Genomic DNA, 14,718 nt, shown 5'->3' on the forward strand with positions numbered 1-14,718 from the left:
GATACAACCGGGCGTTAATGGAAGGGGCCACTGTGTTGGCAAACACCAAGGTCCATCGGCAGCCTAAACAAGGATTGGGTGCCCTCAGGGCATTGTCACCGGTTTGCGGGGGCGGAGATAAGCGCTCTTTTCATCCAATGGTGGCCTCCAGGTGGCCTGACGACTGCTCTGCCCCTAATCACGAAAGTCAAAGGGCTAAACAAACAAGGACCATTCGAACCCACAAGGCGAAGCCAACCAACAAGAAGGAGGATCTATTGTCTCGGCAATGAAGCCAGTAGCTTCTTAAGGGCCATCAGATCGACGGGTTTGACCAAATGCGCATCAAACCCGGCCGATTTACTTTGCTCAAAGTCCTGCGGCTGGCCGTAGCCAGTTAGCGCGATAATCAGCATTGGTTTTCCCCAGTCTTCCGTCCGAATCCGTCGGCAGGTTGCATAGCCATCCAGTTCCGGCATACCAATATCCAGCAAAATAGCATCTGGACGCAGGCTTTCGGACAGGACAAGGGCTTCTGGCCCCCCATAGCCCGTGAACACCTCATACCCCAACTGCCTGACCAGCATCGCCGTTACATCCGCCAAGTCCCTATTATCGTCGACAACCAGCACCCGATGAACATCAGGCTTACCCACAGATTCCCTGGCGGGAACTGCCTGCCCCTCGGAGGTAGGGGCCAGGGCGGGTAGATGAACGACAAACTCACTGCCCAGCCCTAATCCTTGACTCTGAGCCTCTACCCGCCCCCCATGTTGCTCGACTAACCGTTTTACCACCGTCAGGCCCAGTCCTAATCCTCCCTGAGGACGGTCCAGGGAGGTATTGACCTGAACAAACACCTCAAAAATTGCCGATACTTGCTGCCTGGTTAGGCCAATGCCATCATCTCGTACCCGGAGGACAACCTGGTCCCCGGCCCGCTCCAGGCTCACCCATACCCGACCGCCTTTTTGGGTGTATTTGATCCCATTCGTCAGCAGGTTAACCACTACCTGCTGCAGCCGGGTAGCATCGCCCTTCACAAATGTAGAAACCGTTGGCGCCTGATAGATGAGCCGGCGGTTGGTCGTCTCCGTCAGGTGCTGAATCGATTGGATCGCCTGGCTTACCAGACGGCTCATATCTATGGGTTCCCATTGCAACCGAATGATGCCCCGACTAATGCGGCTTACATCCAGCAGATCAGCCACCATACGGTTCAAATGAGTTATTTGAATCCGCATCAACTGAAGCGCCTGGATCGGTGGCGAACTCCCCTCCGTGCTGCCGCTGCCGTTCAGTTCCAGCAGCAACAGCGTGTTGTGCAGAATCGCCAGCGGATTACGCAGCTCATGGCTGAGCATAGCCAGAAACTCGTCTTTTCGGCGATCAGCCTCCAAGAGGGCATCCTGGGCGAGTTTCTGCGGAGTCAGATCCCGCATCACCTTGACTAAGCCCAGGATTGTACCGTCCGGCTCGCGCAAGGGTGTTGTCATGCCCGACCCGTACAGCCGAGTACCATCCTTCCGTAAGTGCCAGCGCTCGTTTTCGGCCCGCCCTTCCTGAATTGCTTTTTGGGCTTCCGCCTGAGGCACGCCCCCGGTTCGATCTTCCGGCGTAAAAAGCATATCCCCCAGTAGCCCCATGACTTCGTGGGTAGTGTAGCCAAGCATGACTTCCGCTCCGGCATTCCAACTGGTGATCCGACGATCCTTATCCAGCGTAAAAATGGCGTAGTCCTTAGCACTTTCCAGAATTAATCGCTGCACCTGGGCTGTTCGCCAAACATCTGCAGAGGGTGTAGCCTCCGCGTTCTTCCGGGAGGGCGATGATAACAAATCAGGATTTTCTATATCATCAGGGTTTTCTATATCAAGCATAAGGTATACAAGGGAAGCAGGAAACCCCTTTAGGGGTGCTCAGGAATTGAGCTAAAATGATTAATACGCTTATTAACCCCGGTAGCTAGTCTGGGTTCTGCCCAGTGAGGTAACGGCACGTGATGTTTTGCTAGACGCGCCGGCCCGGGATAAGACACAGGGTTACGCTATTACGCTATGGGTTAAACGCAGCGATCATTCATTCCTAGCGGCTCTTAGCCGGGCTCGAAGCAGCGTCCCCATTGGCTCATTAAGTGGTTTCATTTCAACTGGCTAACTCATCAATCCGTTTCATCATAAACGGCCAACCGGCTGTTTTACGTCTGGTTGCCCTATCGGGATCGTACCTTCCGGACAAGCCGTACAACCGGACGTTGGACCCTTCTACTTTACCCCATGACACCTACGGCGAACTCCCAACCACCCACCTTAGTGGTCTATCTCTTCAATCGACGCGAATCCATTTTAAATAAGTGGCGAATGGCCTGTGAATCAGACCCCGCCCTCCCCCAGGTGGCCCTGCTCAGTCGCGAAGAATTTAATAATCTGATGGGCGTTATCCTGGACACCCTCGAAGAGCAATTGCTTGGCAATGCCCCTACGAATGACCCTCGCACAACAGCGGCTTCTCATGGCCTGCATCGGTGGCAAAAGGCCCATGGTTTGGCCAGTTTGATTCGAGAACTACATCACATGGCGGCTATTCTCAGCCAGGAACTGCTGCGGTATGGGGAGTTCTATCCCCAGGTAGATGCGCGCCCGCTGTTGCTAGCCCAGAACCAGATCAACGCGCTCATGCAGGAAACCATTCTGGCCAGTATTATGAAGTACGACGACTTACAACGGATGGAAGCAGCGGGCCGGTTAGCCAGTCTCCAGACCATGCTGGAGCAAACGAGTGAGCTATCCCGGCAACGCGGGGAAATCTTACGCACGTCCTCCCACGACCTGCGGGGTGGTTTCAGCATTATTCTAAGTGCCGCCCAATTGATTAACATTCAGGACATCGACACGGAGGAACGGGCCCAATACCAGCAAATGCTGAATCGAAATCTGCACAATGTGGGGGCATGCTGAGTCAATTAATGGATTTGTCTCGCTTGGAGGCCGGGCAAGACCCCCTGCAGATGGAAGCGTTTAACGCGGCCCAGTTGCTGCGTGAGCTGGTAGACAGCGCCCAATCGCTAGCCCGTGAACGAGGCCTTCTCTTACAAGCTGACGGCCCAGACTCCCTTCAGGTCCAAACCGACCGGGTAAAGCTTTACCGAATCGCGCAAAACCTAGTAGTCAACGCGTTACGGTATACCCCTTCGGGAATGGTTTCGGTATCCTGGTCGGCAGAAAATGAATGGCGTTGGATTCTGAGCGTTCAAGACTCGGGACCGGGTTTACCGGATGGCTTGCTGGAGGTCTTTCATCAGCAGTTAAAACCGACCGTTGAACCAACGAGTGTCCTTTCGCCAGAGGAAGGGCAACCTACCGCTGTCCACCCGGATTCAAACCCAACCATCCCGGTTACCCCTGCTACAACGGCTGAAACGCCCGGCCCACCAAGCCGGGACCAAACCGCTGGAGATGGACTTGGCTTGATGATTGTTAAGCGCTTGTGCGAGCTGATTGGTGCCACCCTGGAGATTGAAAGTGTCCCCGAGCGAGGCACCCTATTTCGGGTCCGACAAGGAATCCATCAGGGTAGCAAGCAACCTGAACTGCGCTAGAATTGTCCGGTCAACCAGCTGGATACCGCATAATTCCAGCCGCTGGATAACGACGATTTTTGTCAAACATTCTTTCTGGATTAGACCGAAAACCCTTAGAATCGACAAACTCCAAAAATCCGCTCCTGCATTGTAAAGTTCTTTCGACAATGCGCAGTAAGAAAGTGCCGTTTTCGGACAAGCTCGCTTAACCTTTAGGCATCCAATGCGTTTTACGGGATGAGAACCCTAGTCAGAATGAACCGCCAATCGCATCAAAATCGCTTGCAGCATCAGATTGATTTTTTTCAAGAGCGGATAAGCCACATGCAACAGATGCTCTTAAGATCCTATAAACGGGTAGGCGTTGCTTCGAAAATACACGATGAACGGGCAAAATCCGTTCTGATTCGTTCGTACACATCCACCATCCTATCGCAAAAAAACACCCTAAACGAGCTGCATCAATTGAAGGAGTTCGCTCAAGAGCAACTCAGGCACCTTGAATCAAGCCATTCATAACATGAGCTCTTTCTCGTTTAGAAAACCGTCCTAAGGCCCCGTCGCTCGTCCTATAACACGGCCGGTTTTGGTCGAAGGTAGTTGTTGTTGCCCAGAAAGCTTTCTTTTTTGACACTTCGGCAATTCCCTGGCCCACTTCCAACAGCAGCCCTTGCTAACAGCCTTACCCAATCACTGAAACCTTGACAGCTACAGGGAAAGTAGCCAACCAATCATGCCAGCCCTGGCGGCTTTTAACGCTGGCAAGAACAATGGAAGCGATGGAATTACGCCGTACACAAAATTCCTAGTTGGTGTTGGCCAATCCTATAAGGTCGATGAAACCGCCTACCTGGAAGTGGGTTGCTTTTGTTCATCCAAACTCTTGCAGGGGCAACCCGACCACCACCCAGGGTGGGTACCTCGTCACCTCACCCACTATTTACCGCATTTTAGCACCGTCTCGTCCAGCCAGTCAAATTAAAAATGCATATTAGCGAACCATTCAGCCAGGCCGGAAGACGAAGTTGTACCTATCCATATCGAGAACCATCTCATCAAAACCGGTGCGGGGCCCGTCAACTGCCTCATAACCGGCACTAGCGTCACCCGGGCTGATCCTGTTCAACAATCAACTACCTGCCCATGAACCGCAGAGATTTTCTTGCACTAGCCGCCAGCGCTTCTGCCCTACCTGGATTTTCTTCATCCGGTCCATTGAAGGATAGTGCCATCCCGATTATTGACACGCACATTCATCTATTCGATATAAACCGCCCCCAGGGTGTTCCCTGGCCAACGCCCCAAAACGGCATTCTCTACCAACCGGCCCTCCCAGACCGCTACCGCAAGGTTGCAGTTCCCCACGGCATTGTGGGTGCCCTAGTCGTGGAAGCCAGCCCCTGGCTTGAAGACAACCAATGGGTTCTCGATGTGGCCGCCCGTGATCCGATCATCATCGGAACCATAGGAAATCTGGAGCCGGGCAAGCCGGACTTCCGCCCGCAGTTTGAACGCTTCCAAAAGAACCCGTTGTTTCGCGGTATTCGTTACGGAAACCTTTGGAACCGTGACCTGTCACGTCAACTGTCGAATCCCGCGTTTATTGCTGACCTTCGCTTGGTTGCGCAAACCGGCCTGGTGTTGGATACGGCAAACCCAAATACGGTCCTGCTTGATGCCGTCGTTCGGCTGTCGGATCAAGTGCCCGATTTACGGATCGTGCTGGATCACCTGCCCCAGTTCAACCCGCCACGAGAGGCTGCCCCCCGCCAGGCCTACGAAACCAACCTGCAGGAGCTGAGCCATCGACCTCAGGTTTTCGTAAAGATTTCGGAAGTCCTGCGCCGGGTAGATGGAACGATTCCGCAGACCCTCGATTTCTACCGGGCCCGACTCGATGAACTCTTCGGCACCTTTGGTGAAGATCGTTTGCTATACGGTAGCGATTGGCCCAACAGTGATCAATGGCTGCCGTTTGACGCCGGGTTACGAATTGTGCGTGACTACTTTACCGCAAAAGGCCAGCCCGTGGCCGAAAAGTACTTCTGGAAAAATTCGGTTGCGGCTTATCACTGGATAAAGCGTGACTCCTCCCAGCCTAAATAATGCCGGCGCTTCGATCCTTTCCCGAATACGGTTAAAATTCCGTCGGGCGCGTACGTTATCCAGGCAAGCAGGAAGTAAACTCCGGATGATAAATGCCGGGGCTGTTGGACTAACCGAGCAGCCGGTTCGATTCCGCACTTGCTGGGCGAATACGAACCGTTTTTCAGGGTTCGCTTTTCATTAAATCGCTCTTTTTCAACTTTCTAACTTTTGGCACTATATTCGTATGCTGGCAGTCAGTTGACGGTTACAATCGCAACTGACGCACTAGTATTGATTAGGGCGTTGGCTGATTGACAAGCTGGCCAAAGAGCGATGGCCGATTTAGCCCCCTTTTTCGTGTTGACTTTACCTAAATCCAATTTCTAGTGATGAATTATTTACAGACAACATGGGGGCTGCTGCTCCTTTTGACCGGATCGCTTCAGGCACAACCCGCAAATTCCCCCTACTTGAATCAGCCTCCGCCGGGTTTAATCCCCCAGCTATTTGCACCGGATCGGGTTTCCTTAAAAGATCATTATGAATACGGATCGGTCTTTTCAAAGGACGGTAAGGAGTTCTATTACGCGGTGATTATTGATCAGAAGCCCCAGATTCGGTGCATCAAGTTTGAAAAGAATGCCTGGACAACGCCAAAAACCGTTATTGCCAGCCCAAAATATGAGTATAATGATCCCTTCCTGTCACCCGATGGAAAGCGGTTATATTTTATCTCGGATCAGGCAACCGACGGACAGGGCGAGAAGAAGGATTTTGACATCTGGTATCTCGAGCGGGAAAAAAACGGTTGGTCTCGTGTACCCATCAACGCGGGCCCGAGCATCAATACCGATAAGAATGAATACTATATGTCTTTTACGAAAGAGGGGACCCTGTACTTTTCTTCCAATGGGGGCACCAGCCCGGCTACCGACAAGGATTACGACATCCGATTTTCCATGTATGTCAAGGGAAAATTTCAGCCTGCCCAAAAGTTGGGAACAGCCGTAAATACACCCCACTATGAAGCCGATGTCTTTGTTTCTCCCGACGAAGACTACCTTATTTTCTGCGCCGAGCGCCCGGATGGGTTGGGGGCCGGAGATTTATACATCAGCTTCAAGAGCAAAACCGGTCAGTGGCAAAAAGCCAAAAACATGGGCAACGTCATTAACACCGATGCCTACGAGTTTTGTCCCTTTGTGACGAGCGACCGGAACTACCTTTTCTTTTCCCGAAGCGGGGATATTTTTTGGGTAAATGCAGCGGTTATTGATGCATTAAGGTAACGAAAGCCTGCTTTTTAACTTTTTTTGCTATTCAAAAGAGTATTTTGAGCACAGGCGCTCATCTTTTGCTTGACTATCAATCACTTCCTGACCTTTACCAGCCATGGTCTGTTTCCTCTTCCCGATTTTGCTTGCCGCCTTCAGCAGCTATCAGCAGCCCGCAAGCCGGGCTCATAACCAGGCTCCGGAAAGCATTACCAGCCAGCAACCTGCCTTATTCCAATTTCCGACTTTCAAAGAAGGCGTGGTCATTTTTCGAAATTCCTCCAAGCGAACCGCCAGGCTGAACTACAATTTTCTTCATGGAAAACTACAATTCATTGATGAGCACACCGATACCCTGCTGCTGACGAACAAATACTTGATCAGGCGCGTGTTGATTGACGATAAGGAATTTATCATTGGGGCCGGCGATGAGGATCATGATTTGGAAACGGTCGGCGTCTACTCCCTCGTTAGAATCGCCAAACTAGCCAAATGGGTGCCTAAAGCGTATTCAACTTCCGCTTCTTCGCAACAATTCAAATCCAGCGTTTCATCACCCATCCCTAGCTCCCTGTTGATTACCAACCAGGCTGGTGAGTTTCAGTGGCAAAATACGACACTGCCCTTTGAGGGACAACTGAAAACGACCTTCTATTTTATCGATCGTAATGAAAACCGGCATCCTGCCTCTCAAAAAGCCATTGAAAAGCTGTACCCAAGGCTACGAGCTGAGGTACGGGCCTATACCAAAATACACCGGGTTAACTATTCGGATTTGGGAGCCATTCAGGAGCTGTTGGCACAGCTTGATGCCACGAGCTGAAACCTGCCATAGGATGGAAGCCATGATTCTGCTCCCCCTTCTCCCTGTTGACGGCCGTTTTTGCCGAAAAAACCGGCTGCGTAGCGCGTAACCCGTGGTAAAGACCAAGTTTGACAGGCGCTTAACACACCCTTATGTACTTACTTTTCGCGATCGGCGACTACGACTACCTTTTTTAGTTGATTATTTATTGAACATTTTGTCTGATTATGGATTAAACGTTTATCAGCCACCGTTCCAGTGCTACTGCTACATCCTAGTTCGTTCACCCTGAGCACTCCCCGCCCTTTCTATGCTAAGCCGTGGTCAAGTTGCTCGCCTAATCGTTACACCATGCACCCCTTTGATAACGAACAGAACAACCGCATCCTGCTGCACTTTCAGCAAAAGTGCCTGGCCCTAAAAAACCGGATTCAGGCTCTGCAACAGCGGAATCAACGGCTTTCTGACCGACTGGAAGGACTCATGAAATCAAAGCAAGCTATCATCGACAAGACCCGAAAATCACTTTATTAAGGTCATTGATCGTTCCGTACCCAAACGCGCCAAAAAATAGTGGGCTAGGTGTTTAGATTTTTTTATCTTTGTAACTAAGATATTTACCAAATAAGATAGTAATGAAAACCAGCAGTCGCGAAAAAATCAGGAAACTAAGTCAACAACATGCCTACACCTCGATTCAGATGCACGAAGCTGTTGCCCGCAAAGCAGGACTTTCGGGCACGGATCACAAATACCTGGGATTTTTAATCGAAAAAGGGCAAATGACTGCCGGTGAACTTTCAGCCTTGACCGGTCTGACAACGGGAGCCGTTACCGGTTTGATCGACCGGTTTGAGAAGAAAAACCTGGTAAAAAGGCGGTTTGCCGTAGGAGACCGCCGGAAAGTGATCGTTGAACCAAACACAGAGCTAATCCTAGCGCTTCTGACTCCGCTTTATCAAGAATTCCGGCGTAAAACAGAACAACTCATTGCGTCTTTTTCCACCGATGAACTCACCATTATTGAATCCTACTTTTTGAAAGCCATCGCCGTAATGAATGAAACAACCTCCACCCTCAACAGCAAATAACCGTAGCCATGAAACAGATAAGCACCCGTATCCTTTCTTTTGAGGAAGTTGGTCAAAGCAAAATCGATCTGGTTGGCGGCAAAGGTGCTAACCTGGGGGAATTATCCCGCCTTGAAGGGGTACACATGCCCGGAGGCTTTATCATTACAACGGAAGTTTACAGAGAAATTATTGGGAACAACGATGCGTTGCAGTCATGGCTGGATCAGTTGAACAGGCTGAAACCGGCGGATCGACAACAAATTCGCGAACAAAGTGCCCACATTCGGTCGCTGATCGAAGCCATCACCATTCCAGACGCGATTGGGAACGAGATTGCCCGACAAATCGACTTGCTCGATGACCAAAATGCCTATGCCATTCGGTCCAGTGCAACGGCAGAGGATTTACCGACGGCCTCTTTTGCCGGCCAGCAGGATACGTATTTAAATGTAATCGGGAAAGAAGCCATCCTCCGGCATATCAGCCAATGCTGGGCATCGCTGTTTACCGAACGGGCCGTTAGTTACCGCCTTCAAAACGGCGTCGACCACCAGCAAGTCCAGCTGGCCGTGGTTGTTCAAAAAATGGTCTTTCCACAGGTGGCTGGCATTCTGTTTACGGCCGATCCCGTCACATCGAATCGAACCGTGTTATCCATTGATGCGGGTTTTGGGCTGGGTGAGGCTCTGGTTGCTGGGCTGGTGAATCCCGATACCTACAAAGTGCGGAACGGCACGGTAATTGATGCGAAAATAGCCACCAAAAACCTGGCGATTTATGCCTTACCGGAAGGTGGAACGGCCCAGCAGGCAATTGAGCCAGATCGCCAGAACCGTCCGACGTTAACGCAAGAGCAAATCCTGCAACTGGAGCACCTGGGCCGCACGATTGAAGCGCATTTCAATTCTCCCCAGGACATTGAATGGTGTTTAGCCGATGGTACGGTGCATATTGTCCAGAGCCGTCCTATCACTACTTTATACCCCATCCCGGAACCGACTGATGGGCAAAATCGCGTCTATGTTTCGGTTGGCCATCAACAAATGATGACTGACGCCATGAAACCGCTGGGCTTGTCCCTGTGGCAACTCACCGCTGGCCGGCCTATGGTTCAGGCTGGCGGTCGGCCGTTTGTCGATGTCACCGCAGAACTGGCTTCCCCCGAGCAAAGGGAACTTCTCATCAACATCCTGGGAAAGTCCGATCCGCTCATCAAAGACGCCCTGACAACCCTGTTGGAGCGGGGTGATTTTTGGAAGTCGCCCCCCGGTGAGCACCCTGAATCGGCTTCCGGTCCCCCCCACCGAAGAGTTCCCCTGGCGGCTTATCAAACACTGATCGAAAACGACCCGGCGCTTGTCGCTGATTTGATCAGCCGCAGCGAGACATCGCTGGCCGAATTAAAGCAAACCATCCAGCCAAAAACCGGAACGGATCTGATTGATTTTATTCGAGATGACTGCCAGCAGATCAAGGCGAGCATCGCTGATCCGAAAAGCTTTGAAGTGATTATGACCGCCATGAATGCCTCCTATTGGATCAATGAAAAAATGGAGGAATGGTTGGGAGAAAGAAACGCAGCGGACACACTCTCTCAATCTGTGTCCAACAACATTACGTCGGAAATGGGCCTGGCCTTATTGGATGTCGCCGATGTGATTCGTCCTTATCCGGACGTTATTCGGTATTTGCAACAGGTCAAAGAGGATAGCGCTTTGGATGAACTGGTTGGTCTTGATGGCGGACAGCCAACCCGGGACGCCATCGAAGCTTATCTGAACCGCTACGGAATGCGGTGTGCGGGAGAGATCGATATTACCAAAACCCGTTGGCGTGAAAAATGGACAATCCTGGTCCCTTTAATTCTGAGTAATATCAAGAATTTTGAGCCGGGAGCCGGAAAGCGGAGGTTTGAGCAGGGACGCCAGGATGCGTTGAAGAAAGAACGGGAATTACTGGATCGCCTGGAGCCTTTACCGGATGGTGCTCAAAAAGTCCGGGAGACAAAACGAATGATCGACCTGATCCGGAATTTTGCCGGTTACCGGGAATACCCAAAATACAGCATTGTTTGCCGGTATTTCGTTTACAAACAAGGCTTGCTGAAAGAAGCCGAAAGCCTTGTAAAGGCGGGGGTTATTCCAGAAAAAGAGGACATCTATTACCTCACTTGGGAAGAACTTCGCGAAACCGTGCGCACCCATCAACTGGATTACGGAATCATCCAAAGACGAAAAGACGAGTACCGTGGCCATGAAAAATTAACGCCCCCACGCGTTATTACCTCTCAGGGGGAGATTCTTTCCGGCAACTACCATCGGCACCATCTGCCGGCCGGTGCTCTTCCGGGTCTGGCGGTTTCGTCCGGCGTTCGGGAGGGACGGGCACGCGTTCTTTTAACCATGGAAAATGCCGATCTGGGTCATGATGATATACTGGTTACGCGCTTTACCGATCCCAGCTGGACCCCCTTGTTTGTATCCATAAAAGGCCTGGTTACCGAAGTGGGCGGCCTGATGACCCACGGTGCCGTTATTGCCCGGGAATATGGCTTACCTGCCGTCGTCGGCGTCGACCATGCAACCAAACGCATAAAAGATGGACAACGTATTCGCGTACATGGAACGGAAGGATACGTTGAAATCCTGTAAACCGTCCATTCAGCAATCGACCGATTCATCCCTAAACCGCCCGTTCAAAAGTCGATGACCAGGCGTTAATACAAAAAGACATCCGGCTGCCGGATGTCTTTTTGTATTAACGCCTGGTCGCTTATGCCTTAGGCTAATTCGACATTCACGGCGTTTAAGCCTTTCTTGCCGCGTTCGACAGTGAATTTCACTTTGTCGTTTTCCCGAACTTGGTCGATCAGCCCTGAAGCGTGTACAAAAATGTCATCACCGCCATCATCGGGCTTAATGAAGCCAAACCCTTTGGTTTCATTGAAAAATTTTACAGTTCCTGTTTGCATGTTTTATTGAAATTTAGGCAAGAAAGTAAGAACCAATTGAAATTCCAACAATATCTCCTCCATCTATTAAACGGAAGCGGCACAGAGCAGCTGCCTAAACCCGTTTTTATCCAGCAAATGAGCTAAAGTTGAGCGAACAGGCCTAAGCGAAACGGACCAATGAAAACAACTCTGCCCTCCGTAGGTCCTTTAAAAGCCTTTATCATATCCGGGGATACAGCCCTAAAAAATAGCGCTACGAACCCAGGACACGGTTTTTCCGTTAACTAAAAAGCAGGATTTTTCCGGACGATCAAGCGATCCGTCCTGATAAATCTTTGGAGTTGTGGGATTCTGGGTAACGCTTTTATCAGGCAGGTCCTTTTTTCATCTAAAAAGAGAAGAAAACTTTTCAGGACCGGGCACACCCGTCAACTGCTTTGCGATTTTTCCTTTCCAGAATCTATTCTCAGTTTCCTTCGCTTGGGACTTGCTACCTGGATTTTTCGTAGTTTAGCCAATCTGTAGGGCAATCCTGGCATCAGCAAGGTACCGAAAAGCGGAGAACGGGTCTACCGCCATCCGGGCAAAATACGCAACGGCCCTGTTCACCGACTTGAAATACGAATGGCGCTCTCTACGGAACGCAGAACGGACGGATACGCAAATGGAAAGAAGAAAGTTTGTAATTAATCTGGCATACATGGGCTTCGCATCAACGGCCGCCGTACAAACCGTGTTGGCCAAAACGGTATTCTCGTCAGAGCGCTATAAAATTGAGCAATTTGAAGTAAAAGGAATCGCTCATTTTTCGTATGCCGTTCAGGCCGGGGACCAAATTATAATCATAGACCCGCAACGAAACCCGCAGGTTTACTATGATTATGCAAAAAAAGCCAACGCCAAGATTGTAGGCATTATCGAAACGCATCCCCACGCTGATTTTGTGAGTGCTCACTCCGAAATGCACCAGAAATTGGGTGTTCCCATTTACGCCAGCAGCCTGACCAAGTCATCGTATAAAAAAACCAATTTCGATGAAGGACAACGCATTCGACTTTCCGATAACCTTGTCCTTAGATCGTTGTACACACCCGGACACGCACCCGATCACGTTTCAGTTGTTTTGACTGAAAACGGGACGGATAAGGCGGTTTTTTCTGGTGATGCTCTCTTTATTGGTGATGTTGGACGACCTGATTTGCGCGAATTTTCCGAAGAAACCCAAACGCAGCGTCAGCAGTTGGCTGAAATGATGTATGACACCGTTCATGAAAAATTTGCGAAACTGGCCGATGAGGTCCTGGTCTATCCAGCCCACGGCGCTGGTTCACTTTGCGGAAAATCCATTCGCAAAGCACTAAGCTCTACCATTGGCGAAGAGAAACAAAGCAATTATGCGTTCGCCAAACGTACAAAGGCTGAATTTGTAAAGCTGCTGCTAAGCGATCAACCTTTTATTCCCGCCTATTTTAAATACGATGTAGCATTAAACTTGAAGGGGGCTCCGGCCCTAAAACCGAGTTTAGAACAAATCAACTATTTGGCTGCTAATTACCAGCCTTCCCCGAAAGCCATCATCATCGATACCCGCCCGGCGAGCCTGTTTAAAGCGTCCTATCTTCCCAACGCAATCAATATTCAAAGCGATGGAGCGGGTTTTGCCACCTGGCTTGGCACGATTGTTCCGCCGGCTTCAGAATTCTATCTGGTGGCCGATAGCGATCAGGCTCTACAAACAGCCCTACAAAAAACCGCTGTCATTGGCTATGAATCCAAGGTGAAGGGGGCTTTCTTGTACCATTCGCAGAAGGGAGCGCAATTTACCCGTTTTGATAATGCCCACTTTAATCCGAAGCACAACGCCTATACGCAGGTGGACGTTCGAACGGAGAAGGAAGTACAGCAGGCTCCCCTTTTTGCGAACAGCATCAATATTCCTCTGCATGAACTCCAACAGCGCCTGTCAGAAATTCCGACGGATAAGCCGATATTGGTAAGCTGCGCGTCCGGCTACCGTTCAGCCATCGCCAGTAGCCTGATTAAGAAGGTTCTCCCTCAGGCTCAAGTATATGATTTAAGCACCGAGGTAGAACACTATTTCAATAGATCCCAAAAGACGACGCCATAGCACCCGGCTCAGCAAGGGGTGCTATCGGGGCTAGTAGGCTGCTTGCTTACAGACGCACGCCCAATCTGCTGCTATCGAGCTTTAATCAAACGCACTGTTTTTCGGCACCTTCCTTATCGAAATCACCTTCTTCGTCTTTCGTTTGAACCAGCTCCGTTCTGATTCCATTTTCGGTGAAGCGTTCTCTACCTGGCGATGCTATCGGACCAGCCCCACCCAGGCCTATCCCACATAAAGCCAGTACAATCAGGCATACTACGCCCATAAGCTTTATGAGCTTCTTTATTCGTTTTAGTAGCATACAAACATCCATTGAGGCTGCATCAGCGCAGCACTACGAAGAATAAGGGGATACAAAGAGAGGTGCTTAATAAGCGTACGTAAGCCGTATCAACGGCGGAAGAAAAATCCAAAAGGATCGTCGGCGCGGGCCGGAATCCCCTTGAATTGCATAAACGTGCGCGCTCGCACGAAGATGAACTGACGCGAACAATACACACGTATTCGACTACGAAGCTGGAGATTATAAAAACGAAGGGCAATCGCTTTAATGGGGCTAAAAGCCGCGAAAAACCGTTCGGAAATTGTCTGATCTTTTGCCGATGGAGGTGGGCTGATGGGTTGTCCGGCGGTAACCGCTAATTCGGTTTTTGGACGTTGTTGAATCCGCTCCTGTCCAACAAAATCCGTCCCTAAAAAGGCAAAAAGACCGGCAAGCAGTGCTATAGTTAGCAGCCACCTTGTGCACCTATTCTGACGCTTTACCTGACGCGGATTCAGTTTATTAGATTCCATCCGTACGATTCGTGTTTTCTATAAAACTCTCCAGAACCGTATG

At 50.5% G+C, this 14,718-nt stretch carries 12 protein-coding genes; 9 read left to right on the top strand and 3 right to left on the bottom strand.

Annotated features, from left to right (window positions below):
- Window positions 1–254: 254 nt before the first annotated feature.
- Window positions 255–1,859 carry a hybrid sensor histidine kinase/response regulator gene (locus ACYVH9_RS28710; protein ID WP_460639890.1) on the bottom strand — a complete coding sequence of 535 codons (1,605 nt, stop codon included), beginning with the start codon at window positions 1,857–1,859 and terminating at the stop codon, window positions 255–257.
- A gap of 396 nt (window positions 1,860–2,255) precedes the next feature.
- On the opposite strand from ACYVH9_RS28710, the gene ACYVH9_RS28715 reads away from it, so the two are divergent.
- The 8 genes from ACYVH9_RS28715 to ppsA all read left to right on the top strand — a co-directional run bounded on the left by ACYVH9_RS28715 (window position 2,256) and on the right by ppsA (window position 11,450).
- Complete coding sequence (locus tag ACYVH9_RS28715; protein ID WP_460639891.1) at window positions 2,256–2,936, top strand: hypothetical protein; 681 nt, start codon at window positions 2,256–2,258, stop codon at window positions 2,934–2,936.
- A 50-nt stretch (window positions 2,937–2,986) separates the two neighbouring features.
- Window positions 2,987–3,577: a sensor histidine kinase gene (locus ACYVH9_RS28720; protein ID WP_460639892.1), complete on the top strand. Its 591-nt coding sequence runs from the start codon at window positions 2,987–2,989 to the stop codon at window positions 3,575–3,577.
- A gap of 1,125 nt (window positions 3,578–4,702) precedes the next feature.
- A complete protein-coding gene (locus tag ACYVH9_RS28725; RefSeq protein WP_460639893.1) occupies window positions 4,703–5,665 on the top strand; it encodes an amidohydrolase family protein in 963 nt (320 codons plus the stop codon).
- 371 nt (window positions 5,666–6,036) lie between these two features.
- On the top strand, window positions 6,037–6,936 hold the full coding sequence (locus tag ACYVH9_RS28730; RefSeq protein ID WP_460639894.1) for a hypothetical protein: 900 nt from the start codon (window positions 6,037–6,039) through the stop codon (window positions 6,934–6,936).
- Between the two features lie 103 nt (window positions 6,937–7,039).
- The gene (locus ACYVH9_RS28735; RefSeq protein ID WP_460639895.1) at window positions 7,040–7,744 is read left to right on the top strand and encodes a hypothetical protein; all 705 of its coding nucleotides are present in this window, start codon (window positions 7,040–7,042) and stop codon (window positions 7,742–7,744) included.
- 333 nt (window positions 7,745–8,077) lie between these two features.
- Complete coding sequence (locus ACYVH9_RS28740; RefSeq protein ID WP_460639896.1) at window positions 8,078–8,260, top strand: hypothetical protein; 183 nt, start codon at window positions 8,078–8,080, stop codon at window positions 8,258–8,260.
- Between the two features lie 101 nt (window positions 8,261–8,361).
- The gene (locus ACYVH9_RS28745; RefSeq protein WP_460639897.1) at window positions 8,362–8,817 is read left to right on the top strand and encodes a MarR family winged helix-turn-helix transcriptional regulator; all 456 of its coding nucleotides are present in this window, start codon (window positions 8,362–8,364) and stop codon (window positions 8,815–8,817) included.
- A gap of 8 nt (window positions 8,818–8,825) precedes the next feature.
- On the top strand, window positions 8,826–11,450 hold the full coding sequence (gene ppsA / locus ACYVH9_RS28750; RefSeq protein ID WP_460639898.1) for a phosphoenolpyruvate synthase: 2,625 nt from the start codon (window positions 8,826–8,828) through the stop codon (window positions 11,448–11,450).
- Between the two features lie 128 nt (window positions 11,451–11,578).
- On the opposite strand, the gene ACYVH9_RS28755 is transcribed toward ppsA, so the two are convergent.
- Window positions 11,579–11,770 carry a cold-shock protein gene (locus ACYVH9_RS28755; RefSeq protein ID WP_460639899.1) on the bottom strand — a complete coding sequence of 64 codons (192 nt, stop codon included), beginning with the start codon at window positions 11,768–11,770 and terminating at the stop codon, window positions 11,579–11,581.
- A 715-nt stretch (window positions 11,771–12,485) separates the two neighbouring features.
- On the opposite strand from ACYVH9_RS28755, the gene ACYVH9_RS28760 reads away from it, so the two are divergent.
- The gene (locus tag ACYVH9_RS28760) at window positions 12,486–13,880 is read left to right on the top strand and encodes an MBL fold metallo-hydrolase (protein WP_460639900.1); all 1,395 of its coding nucleotides are present in this window, start codon (window positions 12,486–12,488) and stop codon (window positions 13,878–13,880) included.
- 390 nt (window positions 13,881–14,270) lie between these two features.
- On the opposite strand, the gene ACYVH9_RS28765 is transcribed toward ACYVH9_RS28760, so the two are convergent.
- Window positions 14,271–14,675, bottom strand: coding sequence for a hypothetical protein (locus tag ACYVH9_RS28765; RefSeq protein ID WP_460639901.1), 405 nt, complete (start codon window positions 14,673–14,675; stop codon window positions 14,271–14,273).
- Window positions 14,676–14,718 lie beyond the last annotated feature (43 nt).

It is taken from the genome of Larkinella harenae (assembly GCF_054780515.1).

Bases quoted from the DNA above. Each gene is read 5' to 3' on its own strand.
- ACYVH9_RS28745 (WP_460639897.1), top strand. From the start codon at position 8,362: ATGAAAACCAGCAGTCGCGAAAAAATCAGGAAACTAAGTCAACAACAT.
- ACYVH9_RS28735 (WP_460639895.1), top strand. From the start codon at position 7,040: ATGGTCTGTTTCCTCTTCCCGATTTTGCTTGCCGCCTTCAGCAGCTAT.
- ppsA (WP_460639898.1), top strand. From the start codon at position 8,826: ATGAAACAGATAAGCACCCGTATCCTTTCTTTTGAGGAAGTTGGTCAA.
- ACYVH9_RS28710 (WP_460639890.1), bottom strand. From the start codon at position 1,859: ATGCTTGATATAGAAAACCCTGATGATATAGAAAATCCTGATTTGTTA.
- ACYVH9_RS28765 (WP_460639901.1), bottom strand. From the start codon at position 14,675: ATGGAATCTAATAAACTGAATCCGCGTCAGGTAAAGCGTCAGAATAGG.
- ACYVH9_RS28715 (WP_460639891.1), top strand. From the start codon at position 2,256: ATGACACCTACGGCGAACTCCCAACCACCCACCTTAGTGGTCTATCTC.
- ACYVH9_RS28740 (WP_460639896.1), top strand. From the start codon at position 8,078: ATGCACCCCTTTGATAACGAACAGAACAACCGCATCCTGCTGCACTTT.
- ACYVH9_RS28720 (WP_460639892.1), top strand. From the start codon at position 2,987: ATGGAAGCGTTTAACGCGGCCCAGTTGCTGCGTGAGCTGGTAGACAGC.
- ACYVH9_RS28730 (WP_460639894.1), top strand. From the start codon at position 6,037: ATGAATTATTTACAGACAACATGGGGGCTGCTGCTCCTTTTGACCGGA.
- ACYVH9_RS28725 (WP_460639893.1), top strand. From the start codon at position 4,703: ATGAACCGCAGAGATTTTCTTGCACTAGCCGCCAGCGCTTCTGCCCTA.
- ACYVH9_RS28755 (WP_460639899.1), bottom strand. From the start codon at position 11,770: ATGCAAACAGGAACTGTAAAATTTTTCAATGAAACCAAAGGGTTTGGC.